At 46.2% G+C, this 15,024-nt stretch carries 16 protein-coding genes; all 16 read right to left on the reverse strand.

What is annotated here, in order from left to right:
• Nucleotides 1-916, reverse strand: a 916-nt coding sequence (locus WQ57_RS19695) for a CpaE/TadZ family protein (RefSeq protein WP_046525482.1), incomplete at its 3' end; no start/stop codon positions are given.
• Between the two features lie 2 nt (nt 917-918).
• Nucleotides 919-1,539 carry an RcpC/CpaB family pilus assembly protein gene (locus WQ57_RS19700; protein ID WP_046525483.1) on the reverse strand — a complete coding sequence of 207 codons (621 nt, stop codon included), beginning with the start codon at nt 1,537-1,539 and terminating at the stop codon, nt 919-921.
• 31 nt (nt 1,540-1,570) lie between these two features.
• Nucleotides 1,571-2,560: a TadE/TadG family type IV pilus assembly protein gene (locus tag WQ57_RS19705; protein WP_162200618.1), complete on the reverse strand. Its 990-nt coding sequence runs from the start codon at nt 2,558-2,560 to the stop codon at nt 1,571-1,573.
• A gap of 26 nt (nt 2,561-2,586) precedes the next feature.
• Nucleotides 2,587-2,955 carry a TadE/TadG family type IV pilus assembly protein gene (locus tag WQ57_RS19710; RefSeq protein ID WP_046525485.1) on the reverse strand — a complete coding sequence of 123 codons (369 nt, stop codon included), beginning with the start codon at nt 2,953-2,955 and terminating at the stop codon, nt 2,587-2,589.
• On the reverse strand, nt 2,955-3,470 hold the full coding sequence (locus WQ57_RS19715) for an A24 family peptidase (RefSeq protein WP_338151913.1): 516 nt from the start codon (nt 3,468-3,470) through the stop codon (nt 2,955-2,957). The genes WQ57_RS19710 and WQ57_RS19715 overlap by 1 nt, the downstream gene beginning before the upstream one ends.
• An 80-nt stretch (nt 3,471-3,550) precedes the next feature.
• Complete coding sequence (locus WQ57_RS25995) at nt 3,551-3,721, reverse strand: Flp family type IVb pilin (RefSeq protein ID WP_064537394.1); 171 nt, start codon at nt 3,719-3,721, stop codon at nt 3,551-3,553.
• A gap of 294 nt (nt 3,722-4,015) precedes the next feature.
• Nucleotides 4,016-5,254: a murein hydrolase activator EnvC family protein gene (locus tag WQ57_RS19720; RefSeq protein ID WP_052948834.1), complete on the reverse strand. Its 1,239-nt coding sequence runs from the start codon at nt 5,252-5,254 to the stop codon at nt 4,016-4,018.
• A 161-nt stretch (nt 5,255-5,415) separates the two neighbouring features.
• Nucleotides 5,416-5,835, reverse strand: coding sequence for a YbaN family protein (locus WQ57_RS19725; RefSeq protein ID WP_241481597.1), 420 nt, complete (start codon nt 5,833-5,835; stop codon nt 5,416-5,418).
• A 111-nt stretch (nt 5,836-5,946) separates the two neighbouring features.
• Nucleotides 5,947-6,567: a GntR family transcriptional regulator gene (locus WQ57_RS19730; protein WP_046525487.1), complete on the reverse strand. Its 621-nt coding sequence runs from the start codon at nt 6,565-6,567 to the stop codon at nt 5,947-5,949.
• Between the two features lie 392 nt (nt 6,568-6,959).
• Complete coding sequence (locus WQ57_RS19735; protein ID WP_046525488.1) at nt 6,960-8,495, reverse strand: AbgT family transporter; 1,536 nt, start codon at nt 8,493-8,495, stop codon at nt 6,960-6,962.
• A 243-nt stretch (nt 8,496-8,738) separates the two neighbouring features.
• Nucleotides 8,739-9,695, reverse strand: coding sequence for a calcium/sodium antiporter (locus WQ57_RS19740; protein WP_046525489.1), 957 nt, complete (start codon nt 9,693-9,695; stop codon nt 8,739-8,741).
• A 268-nt stretch (nt 9,696-9,963) separates the two neighbouring features.
• Nucleotides 9,964-10,527, reverse strand: coding sequence for a site-specific integrase (locus tag WQ57_RS19750; protein ID WP_046525491.1), 564 nt, complete (start codon nt 10,525-10,527; stop codon nt 9,964-9,966).
• Nucleotides 10,528-10,660: 133 nt separating this feature from the next.
• A complete protein-coding gene (locus WQ57_RS19755; protein ID WP_046525492.1) occupies nt 10,661-11,209 on the reverse strand; it encodes a flavodoxin domain-containing protein in 549 nt (182 codons plus the stop codon).
• Nucleotides 11,210-11,391: 182 nt separating this feature from the next.
• Nucleotides 11,392-12,597 (reverse strand): benzoate/H(+) symporter BenE family transporter, encoded by a 1,206-nt coding sequence (locus WQ57_RS19760; RefSeq protein WP_046525493.1) that lies wholly within the window; start codon nt 12,595-12,597, stop codon nt 11,392-11,394.
• Between the two features lie 71 nt (nt 12,598-12,668).
• Nucleotides 12,669-14,180, reverse strand: a complete 1,512-nt coding sequence (locus WQ57_RS19765; protein WP_046525494.1) for an acetyl-CoA hydrolase/transferase family protein — start codon at nt 14,178-14,180, stop codon at nt 12,669-12,671.
• Nucleotides 14,181-14,312: 132 nt separating this feature from the next.
• Entirely contained in the window at nt 14,313-14,957 is a 645-nt protein-coding gene (locus WQ57_RS19770) for a LytTR family DNA-binding domain-containing protein (protein WP_046525495.1), read from the reverse strand.
• Between the last annotated feature and the right edge of the window lie 67 nt (nt 14,958-15,024).

Genomic DNA, 15,024 nt, shown 5'->3' on the forward strand with positions numbered 1-15,024 from the left:
TGACCTTATCTTTAAGCTGCAGGGTGTCCAGTGTTTCAAGATAAAGCTTGGTAATCCTGATGACGGATAAATCATTGGCGGTGAGCAGTAAAATCTCATTTGCCTGCACTAGGCAGCTCATATGAATATCGGATAAATAACCCGGCATGTCAATGAGCACGACATCGTAGAGCTTTTTAGCTTCATCTATAGCGGTTTTCAAATGCTGCTCGGTGATTCCTTCAAAAAACTCCGGGCGAGGAGGCGCTGCGAGGATCGCCACACCGCTTGGGTGCTGAAGCATATACTGGTCGATGGTATAGTTGGTGCGCCCGTACGCTTCCTTGACCCATTCATAGATGGTCCGCTTTGGTTTTTCGTTAAAATACATAGCCATATCACCAAACTGGATGTTGGCGTCAATGACGGCCACTTTTTTCCCCTTTTTTGAGAATGCAATAGCCAGATTTGCGGTGAAGGAAGTTTTGCCGATGCCGCCCTTGGGACCGCAGACTGCCAGCACAGCGCTGTTTTCCTTGGGAAGTTGTGCATATACCTTCCCTTTGCCGGAGCGGTGTTCCATAAAACGGATCGCCTGCTGCACAGCCTCCCGCATTTCTTCATTAGTATAGGAAGCTCGTAATATATCAGACGCACCCATATTCATCGCTTTTTTCACATTTTCCATATTGTCAGGAACAATGAGAATCACATAGACATGCGGGTAGGAAACCGAAATCTCCTGGCATAGGTCGTAAACATTGTAGACCGAGTTCGCCTTCAAAAACAAAACGGAAGTTTGGTTTTCGACCAGCTGTTTGTGGAGGCTTTCCAGATGATTTGTGCTGACCAGTGAATATTCCTTTTTATCCAAATAGGCAGCCAGGTCGCCTGGATCCGTATTGGTATCAGAAAAATAGAACCAGTAAATGCTCACGTTTATTCCTCCTTATCGTCATCTTCCTTGATGATTTCCCTTGTTTCCGTGTAGCCTTTCTTGCCGGTCTCCTTATCCTCTTCGTTACGAAGCATGAGGTAAAAACCGTCTTTATCCTTTGAAGCTAGGCCGAGCATGACGCCTTCCTCCGGTGTTACTTCCAGGGTTACTGATTGATAGTGCAGCGCTTCTTCAGGATTGTCGGCAGACTTGCCGGAAGCAAGGACTCTTATATTTTCAAGAACTAGAATGGCAGACTTAAACATCTTATCTTTGTCTTTATCCTTATCCCCTGTTTTATCTTTTGCTTTCTCCTTTGACGTAGCGTAGGCAATGACATCAACCTTGGATTCTGGCTCAACATAGCCTGATACACCTGGGACTATATCCACAAAGATTGAGATCCCCCGCTTCCCTTTTTCAATCTCCGCCATAGGATTGCTGATCTCGCGTTTAACAGGACCATCTTCTTCCTCTTCGGCCGTTTCGCTGGCTGCAGCCAAGTCAGCTGGAGGGGTTTCTACAGTTGTTGCAGTTTCTTTGGGCAATACGGCAAAATAAGCAACAATGGCCACCATTGTACCCATGAACAATGACCAAATCCAGATTTTTTTGGTGTTCAAAATGATCTCCCCTTCATTAAAAGAACCTTGTTTACCCTGCTAGTTTTACGCCATAGAGGAGGTTATCTTCCCAGCTTCCTCCACCGGTCATTTCCTCAATTTCTCCTTTGGATATAGAACTGATAAAGCGGCCTCTAAGGTATTTATCAGGTCCTCCTTGGAGAAAAAAACCCTCAATCCAATACGCAGCAAAACCAACAACTTTCACCTGGTCTCTTCCTTCGGCATCCCATTTTTCAATCACCACTACATTAATGACTCTGCTACAGGAATTGTCAGCCGTAGAAAAGTCACTACAATAGGTTCTGCCTGCATCAATATCTTGCTGAATTAGTGTTTTAACTGCTGTATCAACCTGTCCCCACATACCACCAGGCTCAGTTGTCGCATACTCCTGGTCAACGGTAAAAGTGCCGCCGTTAACAAGTGCGCTAGCCAAGGAACTTGCACCTGGGCCATCTAGCTGCAAGAAGCCGCAGTTACCGGAACTATGATTTGGGCCTCCGTTATTTCCGTTATTCCCATTGTTTCCGGAGTTTCCGTTTGAACTTGAGGTATCGTCTGTTAATGGTTCCTTTTTACATATTAGGTCCGTTCCATTCGGTACCATGCTTGCTTCTACAGCAATAGGAGCAATCCCAATACCTGTTTTAAGAGGACTAACAATCGCCTTTGCACGGGCTGTTACCGGAACAGTGTTGAAATTTAGGACCTTGGCGAACGTCATCGGTACTTGTACAGTTTTTTCAGCTTCTATATAATTCTTTACGACAGCATCAATTTCACTGCTTTCAAGATCATAGCCATTTTTAACCGATACATCTTTGGCAATCGTCTTAGCTTGAACATCATTTACCACCAGGCCATGGGCACCTGCCAGGACAGCCGCATCCAAAGCCTTTTGTAGTTTACTTTTTTCTGTGTATAACCTTCCTCCATCAATAACGATAGCTGTAAACCCAAGTAAAGCCACCATGGCAAGAGCCACGATTACTAAGGATGCACCATTTTCATTTCTCAAATTTTTCACTGCCCGGATTATCTTCATTATTCCACCCTCATCACTGTGGTGTTAGTTATCGTGAACCCTCCGGAAAGTAAATTACCAATAACCGGAGTAATAAAACTAAAAGGATAATCAATAACAACCCGCGCATCAGTTCCCGATGCCCCTGTTGTAACGTTTACATGGGCCGTAGTAAGATTGATGCTACCGCCAGAGTTTACTGCTACTTGCTCTGCCTCAGGTCCAGTTTTACCAATGCTCGCTGCCCTGGCTGCCTCCCTGCCAGCATGATCAATGGTTAAATACGTATGAAATACACGGCCAAAATCAACAATTCCAAACAAAACCAAAATCAGAATAGGAAGAACAAGAGCGAATTCAACAAGCGATTGCCCTTTTTCTGACTTCATTAGAAACCACCCCAGATTAACGTGCAGAATGTGCCAAGGACGATCGCTACGCCGTATGGGAAAGAGATGCTTGAAGTTTTTTTATCACTGGTGATGATCATGGAGCCCAGGTTGCCTCGGAGGAATGTTAGATTGAATAGAAGATTCTTGAGTGGGTACCAGAAGCCTCTCTCTTTAACAATAAGAGCAATTGCTATTGCGCCACCTATTAATGCTGTGTAGATAAATGAGTAGAAGACAAAATTAGCTCCCATTAACGCTCCTATAGCTGCCATTAGCTTTACATCTCCGGCACCTAGGCCGCCAAGTAGATATGGAATTAATAATAATCCCGTTCCGACAAAAAAACCTTTTCCGCTATACAAGAGGCCTTCAATTCCACCGCCCAATACGTTTATAACCATACTGAAAACAATGGTTGGTATAGTAACGATATTTAATATTTTTCGAGACCTAATATCTGTATAAAGACAAATAAGAAGAACTGTTATTAAAAATATTATTTTCAGTATAATAACCTCCCTTTTTTAAAAAACACCCCGCCTTTCAGCCTCGAAAAGCAGGGTTCTGTAAAAGATATTAAAAAGTGTTTTTATTAAACAGTTGGTAATGAATCTAAAACTTTATCAAAGAGTGTATTAATTTTAGGACCCAATAATAGTAAGGTAGCAATTACCGCAACTGCAATTAAGCCTATAAGCAATCCATACTCCGTCAACGCTTGTCCTTCTTCTTCAACAACCAAATTCTTCATTTTTTCTAGCATTCCCATTTCCTCCTCATATTCTGTCCTTTTTTGAGACTCGTTCATTTTAGTGAACTTTGTTAAATGCTCAACTGTTCTTTCCAGTTAACTTTTTGTTCTCTTTAATGAACAACCCTTGAGTAAATAATAGGACATTGGTAAGTAAATGTAAATAGATTTCTATAATTTTTGTTCTCAATAAAAAACGACATATTTCAACATTTTTATCTTGTTATAAAAATCATATCAAATTCCTTTATAAAGAACAAAACACAAAACAAAACCCGGACAACCTCAATGTCCGAGTTCTCAATCTCATATTTTTATATACTCCCTAGGATCCACACTATTAGACTTCTCCAAATCCCAAAGCCCCTCATGAATCTCGAAATGCAAATGCTTCCCGGTACTATGGCCGGTGTTGCCCATGTACCCTAGCAGCTGCCCTTGGGTGATTTGCTCGCCGGTTTCGACGAGGCGGTTTTCGAGGTGGGCGTAGACGGTGGTGAAGGTTTGGCCGTTGAGCTGGTGGGTGACAAACACGACGTTGCCGTAGGAGCTGGAATAGTAGGAGCGGATGACGGTTCCGCTGGCGGCTGCGACGACTTCTGTGTCCCCGGATCCATCGGCGATGTCAATGCCGGCGTGGGGACTTCCCCAGCGCATGCCATATTCGGACGTCACACTTCCGGTCGTTGGCACAATGAACAGGTCATCGCCCTGCTTTATCGGCGTTTTTTGTTTTAAAGGCTCTTTCTTTTTCTCCTTTTTCTCTGGAACAGGTGTTGGTTTTCTCGCTTCCATCTCTGCTATAATTGCTTTTTCCTGTGCTTCAATCAGAGCCTGAATTTCTTCAATATTAAGCAGATCAGCTTCGATATATTCCTGTTCTTTTTTCAAGGCCTGCATGACTTTATTCTTTTCTTCCGCTTTGATCTGCTGTTCTTCTTTCAGGGCCAGCAGCTTTTTCTCACTTTCTTCCAAAGAAACCAGCTTGGTCTGAAGCTCTTTCTCCATTTCTTCTTTCCGCTGGAGGTCGCGGTAATGGGTTTCCATGATTTTTTTATCGGAATCGAGGATTGCTTTGGTGGTGATGGCCCTGTCGATGAATTCGCCGAAGCTTTTCACACCGAGGAAGACTTCTATGTAGGAAACCCTCCCTCCCTGGTCCTGGATGGTCCGCAGCCGTTCGCTGATGACTTTTTCCCGCTTTTCCATTATGTCTGTAATAATTTTAATCTCTTGTTTTTGATTCTCTATATCTCTAACAATCGCTGTTTTTTCAGGCTGAAGCTTGCGGATTTCTTCGTTGATCCTTGCCGCCTCTTCGTCGAGATATTTGATATCTTTTAGGATTTCCTCCTGCTGGCTGCTAATCTCTGTTTTTTGTTTTTCCTTATCCTGTTTTTCGCTTTCAAATTGCAGGCGTTCTTCACGCACATTCTTGAGGAAATCTTCCATCGTAAGCTTTTCATCTGCTTTTGCTGCCTGAGGCAAGCTGGCAATGGTGACTGAGGTGAGCGCTACGAATGCGATAAGCTTGATTCCTTTCACTTCATGTCCCCCCAAACTAGTGAGTTGCTGAGCAAACACTTCTTTCTTAATATTCTAGCTGCACGCCTGTTTTCCTGCCTGTTTTATGCTTGTATGTATATGATAATCTATAAGGTTTTCGGCAGGAAAAGAACACAAAAAGCAGCAAGGTTCCCTGCTGCCTAATTCTTCTCCGGTGGATGGATCGTTTTGATTTTAGTGATGAAATAATACCATTTATATAGCACAACTGCCAGCAGAATAGCCCGGACATAGGCTTTATCGACCATGATAAAAGCAATGAGGATCATGCTGTCGGCAAACAGGTTGAGGATGACTTTCTGTTTCACTGTCATCGAATTGTCCCGGATGAAATCCTGGAGATATTTCTTGTAGACCTTTGTTTCCCGGAACCAGGCTTCAAACCTCTTGGAGCCTTTTACGAAGAAGAAGAGCGCCAGCAGTAGAAGAGGCGTGGTTGGCAGGACGGGCAGGACAATTCCCAGCATTCCGAGACCCATGAACAGAAATCCTAGAGCTATATAAAGTAGGTTGACCAGTTTTTTTATGGCACGTACCTCCTGCATGTTTTCCCATTTCATTATAGCATTTCCGGCATGTTTTCAAAACGCGGTAGTTGCTCGGATAATAATGTGGGGTACGGCTCAGGGCTTGTGCAAATTTAACGCAGGAGGCGTAGTTGCTTGACCTCTCTATTCCTCCAGGAAATTTTTCACCCGCTCGTATGTTTTTTCGTCGCCGATAATCACCAGGATGTCACCGGCCTGGATGCTGGCATACGGGCCGGGAGACAGGATGAGCTCCCCTGAGCGCTTAATGCCGGCAATGGTTCCGCCTGTGTTTTGCCAGAATTTCAGTTCTGATACGGTCTTTCCGATGTGGCTGAAATCCGGTTTAATCTCAATTTCGATGGGCGTCAGCGGGTTGGTGTGACGCATCTTTCCAGTATAGTCGATGATTTTATCAATTGTTTGATTAAGATCTTCGTCCAGCTTTTGGCGTTCTGAGATGAGCTGCCTCATTTGCTTTTCAAGGTCCTTGATGCTGGCAAGGGTTGAAAAGCGGTTGATGTATTTAAAGGCGTTTTCACGCGAGGAGATGACGACTCCGCTTCCCTTGGCCGAATGGACGATCTCAACATCTTCAAGGATCTTAATGGCCTTGCGGACCGTTTCCGGTGAAACATTGTATTCGCTCGCAAGCGTCGAGCGGCCGTGAATTTTCTCGCCAACTTTAAACTTTCCATCATAGATCCGGTTGGCAATATCAATAGCGATTCGTTCATAAACAGGCATCTTCGTGCGCTGCAACATGCTCACATCCTTATCAGAGGGGTCAGGCACCCTTTAATGCTTTAATGCTTCACCACACAGCGGGTCAGGCACCCTTTAGCGCTTTAGTGAAGGGAATGGTTTGATACTATGCATAGGTATGTACTTATTCTAGTGGAGGCGGGGTTATTAATCAAACGTATTATTAGTATTATTGGGACCCGTTCGTCCCTAGGTTTCCCGTGGCGCGGGCTCCAATAGGCCTTATTGGAACCTATCCATCCCTGTTGTTGCGCCAAACGGGCTCCAATGACCCTCATTGGAACCCTTGCACCCTAAATGAATCCTCTAACAGGCTCCAATCTCCTTATCAAGGTCCTTCACACAACAAAAAAGCCCCCGCCCTCTAAAATGAAGGGAGGAAGCTTTTATGATTACTTGCTATACAAAATCGGCGATCCTGGTCCAATGTCGAGTCCTGTCAGCATCCAGACAATCAGCAGCAATACCCAAAAAATCGTCAAAGCAATGGAGTATGGCAGCATGGTTGAGACCAATGTACCAATTCCGACCTTTTTGTCATACTTCTGGGCGAAGGCAATGACGATCGCGAAGTATGGCATCAATGGCGAGATGATGTTGGTTGTTGAATCAGCGATACGGTACGTAAGCTGTGTCAATTCCGGAGAATATCCGATTCCCATCATCATTGGCACGAAGACAGGAGCCATGATTGCCCATTTTGCGGTTGCACTTCCGATAAACAGGTTGATGAATCCCGAAATCACGATGAAGGTCAGGATTAGCGGGATTCCTGTGAATCCAGTGCTCTCGAGGAACTCAGCCCCATTTACGGCCAGGACAATTCCCAGCTTGGATTCGTTGAAGTAGGCAACGAACTGCGCCGCTACGAAAGCAAGCACGATGTAAGAGCCCATGGTCGCCATCGTTTCAGACAATTGGTTAGCAACATCTTTATCATTCCTGATGGATTTGGTCAATTTCCCGTACACCAAACCAGGAATAAAGAACATGATTAGGATAATTGGTACAAGAGTCTGCAAGAAAGGCGAATCAATGATGCTTTCAGCGCCGGCACGAAGAGGTCCCCACTCCGGAATAACGAGCAAAGCAATCGCAATACCAGTAATAATAACCGAAATAAGGGCGCCCCAGAGGCCCTTCTTTTCTTCGGGGCGCAATTTGTTTGCTTCTTCGTTAACCTCAACATTCCCTTTGTAAGTGCCAAGTCTTGGCTCAACGATTTTATCGGTAACAACCGTTCCCACTATTGTGATGAGGAACACCGATACAATCATGAAATAGTAATTCATGGCATAGTTCATCTGTGCTGCATACTCAGGGTCCAGCATGGCAGCAGCGTCTTGTGTCATACCGCCAAGGAGCGGATCCAGGGAAGTCAGCAACAGATTGGCACTGAATCCACCCGATACACCGGCAAACGCCGCAGCAAGACCTGCAAGCGGATGCCTTCCCAATCCAGCGAAAAGTACAGCTCCAAGCGGAGTCAATACAACATATCCTGCATCAGATGCCATGGAGCTCATGACGCCTGCAAATACCAATGCAGCCGTGATTAGCTGCTTTGGAACAGATGTAACCAGGCCGCGCAGGGCTGCAGAGATCAAACCGGAACGTTCAGCAAGCCCGATACCGAGCATGGTGACAAGAACCGTACCCAATGGAGCAAAGCCTGTAAAGTTGCTTACCATGCTTTGGAATAGATATAAAATACCTTCAGAGCTTAGAAGGTTTCTGACTTCAATAACTTCTCCTTCATTCGCAGGGTCTGGAACGCTCATCCCCATGCTTGAGAAAATGGCAGAAAGTACGATAACAGTCAGCGCGAATATTGCGAATAGCGTGACCGGGTCTGGCAGTTTATTTCCAACACGTTCAATGGTGTTCAATGAACGTATAACAAAACCTTGTTTGCCTTGTTTAGACATCGGAAGTATTCCCCTCTCTTTCTTAACGTTTATTTAAATTTTCTAAAAACTAAAAGAAGACATATGAGGATTATAAAGAAGATAACATCTGAATGGAAGGGTAATTCCGATATTCGCAATAGGGATTCTTTTCCCAAAATTCATTTATCCCCTGCCCCTTTACAACATGAAAGCAGGAAAGAGTGCCTGACCCTCAGCGCTTTAAAGCGCTAAGGGTCAGGCACTCTTCTTTTCGGTGATGCGTTAATTTCTTAAGATGATGTAGATGAGATAGGCTGTGTAGACGGCTACGAGGACGGCGCCTTCGACTTTGGAAATTTTGTACTTGGTCCGCGAAAAGATCAGCAGTACAACTGTAAGGATAATCATGCAGACAACGTCGGTAAAAATCCTATTGTCCACGGCAAGCGGCGCGATGGTAGCGGATGCACCAAGGACGAATAGAATATTGAAGATGTTGCTGCCGACAATGTTGCCGAGCGCAATTTCCGTTTGCTTCTTCAGAGCTGCCGTAATCGAAGTAACCAGTTCAGGGAGCGAGGTTCCAATCGCCACAATGGTTAAGCCTACCAGCGTTTCACTCATTCCAATGGCCAGCGCAATCTGGGTGGCATTGTCGACAACCATATCGCCCCCAAAGATGATGGCCGCCATTCCGCCAACCGTGAATACCAGGTTCTTCCCCCAGGTGATGTCCTTGTTTTGAACCTCTTCAACTGAATCGCTGCTCCTGCTGTTTCTCGCCACTTCAAATATGTAGTACAAGAAAATGGACAAGAATAGAAGCAGGATAATTCCTTCACTTCTCGTAATCAGGTTGGTGCCCCGATTTTGCAGGGCAACATCACTGATGAATACCCATAGTACGATGCTTGCCAGCAGCGTAAACGGAATTTCCTTCCGAATGGTTTCACTTTCCACTTTCAACGGGTTGATGATCGCAGTGATCCCAATAACCAGCGTAATATTCAGGATGTTGCTGCCCACGACGTTCCCAAGTGAAACATCACTGCTGCCTTCCATGGCGGCAATGATGCTGACGGTGGCTTCCGGGGCGCTTGTCCCGAATGCGACAATCGTCAAGCCTACCAAAATGGGTGGAACTTTGAGAAGCTGGGCAATGTTTGATGCCCCTTCTACGAAATAGTCCGCTCCTTTAATGAGCAGAATAAAACCAACAACCAATAAAATATAAGTCATATATTCACCCCTCCATACTAGACCAATCCTTATGCGGGCCTTTTCTGATGTTTGGTACTTTGAATGATGGGTTTTTGCGAACTATTCCATATCATACCCCAAATTTTGGACGGCACACATTTTGAATATCGCCTGCCCAAACCCAATCCCACTAACCATAAAATGCCTTCGTCCAAAATCTCCAAGTCCGAATATGGCAAGGTTTTTAATCCAATAAACAGCAAAAAAAAGGATGCCGGCAGCATCCTTCATCTTGATTATCCAATATTTATAAATTAACATCCACTTTAATCAGCTGTTCATCATTTTTGTCGATCCCCAGATAACGCAGGGTTTCAGACGGTGTATGATGGTTGAAGATGTTCATTAAAAAGGAAATGGCAATGCCTTTTCTATAGGCATGATACCCAAATGTTTTCCTTAGTGTATGTGTCCCGATCTTACCGGTTATTCCTACCTCTTTTGCGGCCTGGTTGATAATCCGGTAGGCCTGCTGCCGTGAAATCGGCTGATTATCCTTTTTAGACTTAAAAAGATAATCATCTTCCTTGAAGTTTCCGTTCCCCAAGTAGCTCTTCAAGGCTTCCTCCACACTGCTGTTGATGTAAAAGGCCTTCTGGTCTCCGCTTTTCCCGTCTTCTACACAGAGGAATTCCCTAGGCTTTTGTCCGTCCCAGATATCGCCTACCTTGATGGACAGCAAATCGCTGATGCGGATACCGGTGTTGATGCCTAAAACAAACAGCAATAAATCGCGCGGTGATTGCTGCTGTAAATTTTTCTTGATGCATTGAATCTTTTCTATGTCTTTAATCGGATCAACATATTCCATGAGACCAACCCCCACCACCAAATCCTGCTTCTTACAGGTTAGCAAATCGGTGCCCCTTTTACAATTTTAACTTTTATTCCCTGGGAGTATAGCAAAAAAAGAAGCAAAGCCGCAAGCCCTGCTTCTTTTTTTGCTAATATAGCCTCATGGCTCGGGAGCAGGATGGTTCAAAGCTGTACATCGACGCCTCCGCGTGGATGTGCCGGCGGTTTAGCACATGTGCAAAATCCTGGATGGCCTGTGTGTTTAGCCTGCACGTATCCTCGGTAACGCCGCCCACCCTTTTGACGATTTGTTTTTCAATAAAATTCATTCTGGAAACAAGGAATTCACCGCCAAAAAAGCCGTTTGCAATAGCCCGGTCCCTGAGAGAGTGAGGGAAAGCGCTCTCAAATTGCTGTTCTGCTTCCCGTCCCTCGCACATGCAGCACAGAAAAAGCCCGATATTCTTTGTCATCAGGTCGGCAGAATTCTCTTTAATAAACTTCCTGACTTTACTCTGGATGTTTCCGGCATGAATGGAACCGCCAATAATCACAGTGTCAAATAGCCCAATGTCAGAGTGAAGCCTTGTCCGGTTCAAATTGACAACCACTACATCCCCTTCCAGCTCCTTCCGCAGAAGTAACGCGGCCTTCGATGTCGTACCATGGGAAGAACAGTAAACAATCAAGCTTTTCATACGTTCGCCTCCTGAATGGTCGATATGATAAAACCCAGCCTCGAATCTGTTGAAGGCTGGGCTGTCTGGGCATCAGGAATTTATCTCATAATTTCATTATAACTGAACTTTTTTAAAAACAGCGAAAGGCTTGTGGCAATTTTCTTACAAAAGCCACGTAAACCAAGATTGCCACTCCCTTGTCATGCCTTTTCCACCGTCCGGGCAAGAAACGCTCCAATAAGAAGCGCCCAAACGGGGGCACTTATATGAAAAAAGGAGACATCTGACAGAGTGACGATAAACGCGGTCAAGGCGCTGATTTTATACCTGCTGGAGGAAAAGCCTGACTGCAGGCTGCCATACAGGACGGAAACGAGCGAAAAGCCCGCAAGCATCGCAACAAAGGTTTGTGGAAGCGATTGGATGAACGGGACGATTTTCCAGGCAAACACTCCAAAAACCAGGATTACAGCCCCGGCAGCCACCGAAGCCATATAGCGCTTTTCCCGTGGCCCCGCATCAGGCCCTGCACATATGGCGGTCATCATGCCGGCAATATTGGCGCTTTGCCCCCCGAAGAAACTTGCCATCACAGAAAACGCACCGCTTGCAGTAAGAATTTTACGGATAGGCGGCTTATAGTCCCCGCTCTCAAGCGCGCCGATTCCGGGAGCGGCATCATTGCTGAGGATCAGCATCGCCAGCGGAAGTGACAAGGTCAAAAACCCAATCATGCTAAATTCGGGAATTTGAAAAGATGGCCATGAAAAAACCAGCTGCGAAGCACCTGCAGATAGCCCATCTGTCAGCAGGAGGGAAGCCAAAGCCGCGGCGATCGCTCCCAGTACAGGGGGAATGCGCCTTGAGTAGCGGGTGCACAGCAGAAAGCTGACGACGGCCGCCCCGCCTACCGCCGGCATTTCCTTGACTGCCGGAACCAGCTGGACCACATAGCCAGCAACCAGTCCGCCAAGCATGGCCGAAATGACTTCCCGCGGCACCCATTTCATCATCCTTGTGAACAGCCCGCTCACAGCGATCAGGAAAATCAGCAGTCCCGACATCACATAACCGCCGATCAGCTGCGGATAGGTGAACTGTGCGGTCGCCGTGGCAAGGAAAGCCACTCCTGTCAGCGAGTGACCCCCTGTTATCGGGATCCGGAACAACAGTGGCATCAGGATGCCGTATACTCCTCCGAAAAAGTAAACCGCGAACATCCAGCTGACCGTTTGCTGACTGGTAAAGCCTCCGCTTGCCGAAGCCTGTAAAATAATAAGGGCTGGACCGGTCATCACCAATGTGCTTGATATCAGTCCAGCAGAAATGTTTTGACTATTTAAATCCCGCAAAATAGAATGCTTCTTTTCTTTTAAATGATCATCGTATCCTTCAGCCAATCCCAAAATGTCCACCCCTGCTTACGTTCATTACTACTATCTTTAGGGCAGAACATCCAAATTGTCAACCAATTCCGTCATTTTACTTCCGCAAGCTCTCCCTGCATGGTGCCGTTCTTGGCAAAATTCACATGCCAGGACAAAGCCTTCTCAAGCACATGTGGAGTTTGCCCTCCTCGTTCAAGGGCTTCCCGGTAGTATTCGCGCAGCTGCTCCCGGTACATAGGGTGTGCGCAGTTTTCAATGATCTTCTCGACCCGCTCCCTTGGCGCAAGCCCGCGCAAATCAGCATATCCCTGCTCGGTGACAATCACATCGACATCATGCTCGGTGTGGTCCACATGGGAAACAAACGGCACGATGCTTGAAATCTTTCCATCCTTGGCAATCGACTTTGTCACAAAAATCGCCAGGCGTGCGTTCCGCGCAAAATCTCCGGAGCCGCCGATGCCGTTCATCATCTTTGTGCCAAGCACATGCGTCGAGTTCACATTGCCGTAGAGGTCCAGCTCCAAGGCGGTATTGATGGAAATCAGGCCGAGGCGGCGGATGATTTCGGGGTGGTTGGATATTTCCTGAGGACGCATGATCAGGCGGTCACGGTATTTCTCAAAGTTGCTGAACACTTCTTTCATCTTGGAATCTGACAATGTAATCGAACAGCAAGAAGCAAATCGGACCTTGCCAGCATCCATCAGCTCAAAGACCGCGTCCTGCAAAACTTCCGAATATACTTCCAGGTTCTCAAACTCTGAATACAGCATTCCATGAAGAACCGCATTTGCCACCGATCCGATACCCGATTGAAGCGGGGCCAGCTTCTCTGTTAATCTGCCAGCCTCAATCTCCGTCCGGAGGAAGTTCAATAAATGCTCAGCCATGATCTTCGTTTCTTCATCCGGTGCGACAATCGTTGAAGGAGAATCCTCCTGGTTGGTGAACACGATTCCTTTGATTTTCCCGGCATCGACTTTGATGCCTGTCGACCCAATCCGGTCATCTGCTTTTGCCAGCGGAATCGGCTCCCGGTCTCCCTGTTTCCCTGGCTCATATAAGTCATGCAGCCCTTCCAGTTCAGTGGACTGTGCCATATTGATTTCAACAATGATGTTTTTGGCGTTGTGCGCAAAAGACAGGGAGTTTCCAATCGACGTTGTCGGAATAATCATTCCATCCTCTGTAATCGAAACCGCTTCCAAAATAGCGAAATCAATAGGCTCCATCACTCCGGCCCGGATCATTTCCGCCGTATGCGAAAGATGCTGGTCCACAAACATGAAGTCGCCATTGTTAATTCCCTTCCTCATCGTGGGGTCCGCTTGGAATGGCAGTCTTTTGCCCAGGATTCCCGCCTCGGCAAACAGCTTGTCAACATCCGATCCGAGCGATGCTCCTGTATAGACATTCACTTTGAACGATTCCGTCTTCGCCCGATCCACCAAAGCAAATGGTACCGCTTTCACATCGCCCGCACGTGTGAATCCGCTCAGCCCCAGGGTCATTCCATCCTGTATCCATGATGCCGCTTCTTCAGGGGTGACAACTCTGTCATGCAAGCCCTCATGCCTGATCCGTTCCAAATTTCCCATACTACCATCCCTTTCTGGTAAATAGATTTATTCTCATTTTACCCACGGAAAAGGGGAAGACAGAAAATTTGGAATACAAAACAAGATACTCTGACCAAGCAGCATATCCAATGTATGAAGCAGAAAATTCCGCTAAAAACCCAGCAGTTTTCGGAAATAACTTGAGTATGACTGGCTCACCGGCACCCGTTCCCCATTGTCCATGGCCAGCAGAAACGTAGAATGAGTGTCTGGAAAAATCTCTTCAATGTGGTTCACATTGACGATAAAAGAGCGGTGGCAGCGAATAAAGTAATCTTTCGGCAGCAGATACTCAAACTCCTGAAGCGAGTACTTATGCGTCCCCTTGTACTCTCCTGTATACACATGCGTCTTTTTGTCCTTCGCTTCCAAATGGACGACATCACCAAAAGGAATCGGCTTCCAGCCGTCCGAAGTTTTGACCGTGACAACCGATTTTCCGTCCGTCAAAGCCGGAAAGATGGCCGTCACGCATCCTTCAATCTTCCCTTCATGAAGAAACGGCACAGCCATCCCGTGGTAAGGAATCCCGAATAGATCCCGGTTGATGAACTCGGATACCTTTTGCTGCGACGCTACTGCCTTGTAGGCGATGGTTCCTTCCTTAAGAGGATCGCCAGGCCTGATTTTCAAATCAATCCGCTTGCTTGGGCGGTAATATATATATTCCTTTGTATTGGATACGGCAATTGAGATTTCGTCCGAAAACAGCTCGCCGATAACATCGAGCATTGAAACAACCGTGATGCTCTCCATCCCCTTCACTCCCTTTGCTGGATGTATCATTCACTTTCATTTTACAGCGTTCTCAAACAGAAAGACA

Origin of the sequence: Mesobacillus campisalis (assembly GCF_000986785.1) — a bacterium.
Classification (GTDB): domain Bacteria; phylum Bacillota; class Bacilli; order Bacillales; family Cytobacillaceae; genus Mesobacillus_B; species Mesobacillus_B campisalis.

Excerpts from the sequence above, each read along its gene's own strand:
- WQ57_RS19755 (WP_046525492.1), bottom strand. The coding sequence starts at position 11,209 with ATGAAAAGCTTGATTGTTTACTGTTCTTCCCATGGTACGACATCGAAG.
- WQ57_RS19725 (WP_241481597.1), bottom strand. The coding sequence starts at position 5,835 with ATGAAATGGGAAAACATGCAGGAGGTACGTGCCATAAAAAAACTGGTC.
- WQ57_RS19740 (WP_046525489.1), bottom strand. The coding sequence starts at position 9,695 with ATGACTTATATTTTATTGGTTGTTGGTTTTATTCTGCTCATTAAAGGA.
- WQ57_RS25995 (WP_064537394.1), bottom strand. The coding sequence starts at position 3,721 with ATGCTAGAAAAAATGAAGAATTTGGTTGTTGAAGAAGAAGGACAAGCG.
- WQ57_RS19770 (WP_046525495.1), bottom strand. The coding sequence starts at position 14,957 with ATGGAGAGCATCACGGTTGTTTCAATGCTCGATGTTATCGGCGAGCTG.
- WQ57_RS19765 (WP_046525494.1), bottom strand. The coding sequence starts at position 14,180 with ATGGGAAATTTGGAACGGATCAGGCATGAGGGCTTGCATGACAGAGTT.
- WQ57_RS19710 (WP_046525485.1), bottom strand. The coding sequence starts at position 2,955 with ATGAAGTCAGAAAAAGGGCAATCGCTTGTTGAATTCGCTCTTGTTCTT.
- WQ57_RS19730 (WP_046525487.1), bottom strand. The coding sequence starts at position 6,567 with ATGTTGCAGCGCACGAAGATGCCTGTTTATGAACGAATCGCTATTGAT.
- WQ57_RS19735 (WP_046525488.1), bottom strand. The coding sequence starts at position 8,495 with ATGTCTAAACAAGGCAAACAAGGTTTTGTTATACGTTCATTGAACACC.
- WQ57_RS19750 (WP_046525491.1), bottom strand. The coding sequence starts at position 10,527 with ATGGAATATGTTGATCCGATTAAAGACATAGAAAAGATTCAATGCATC.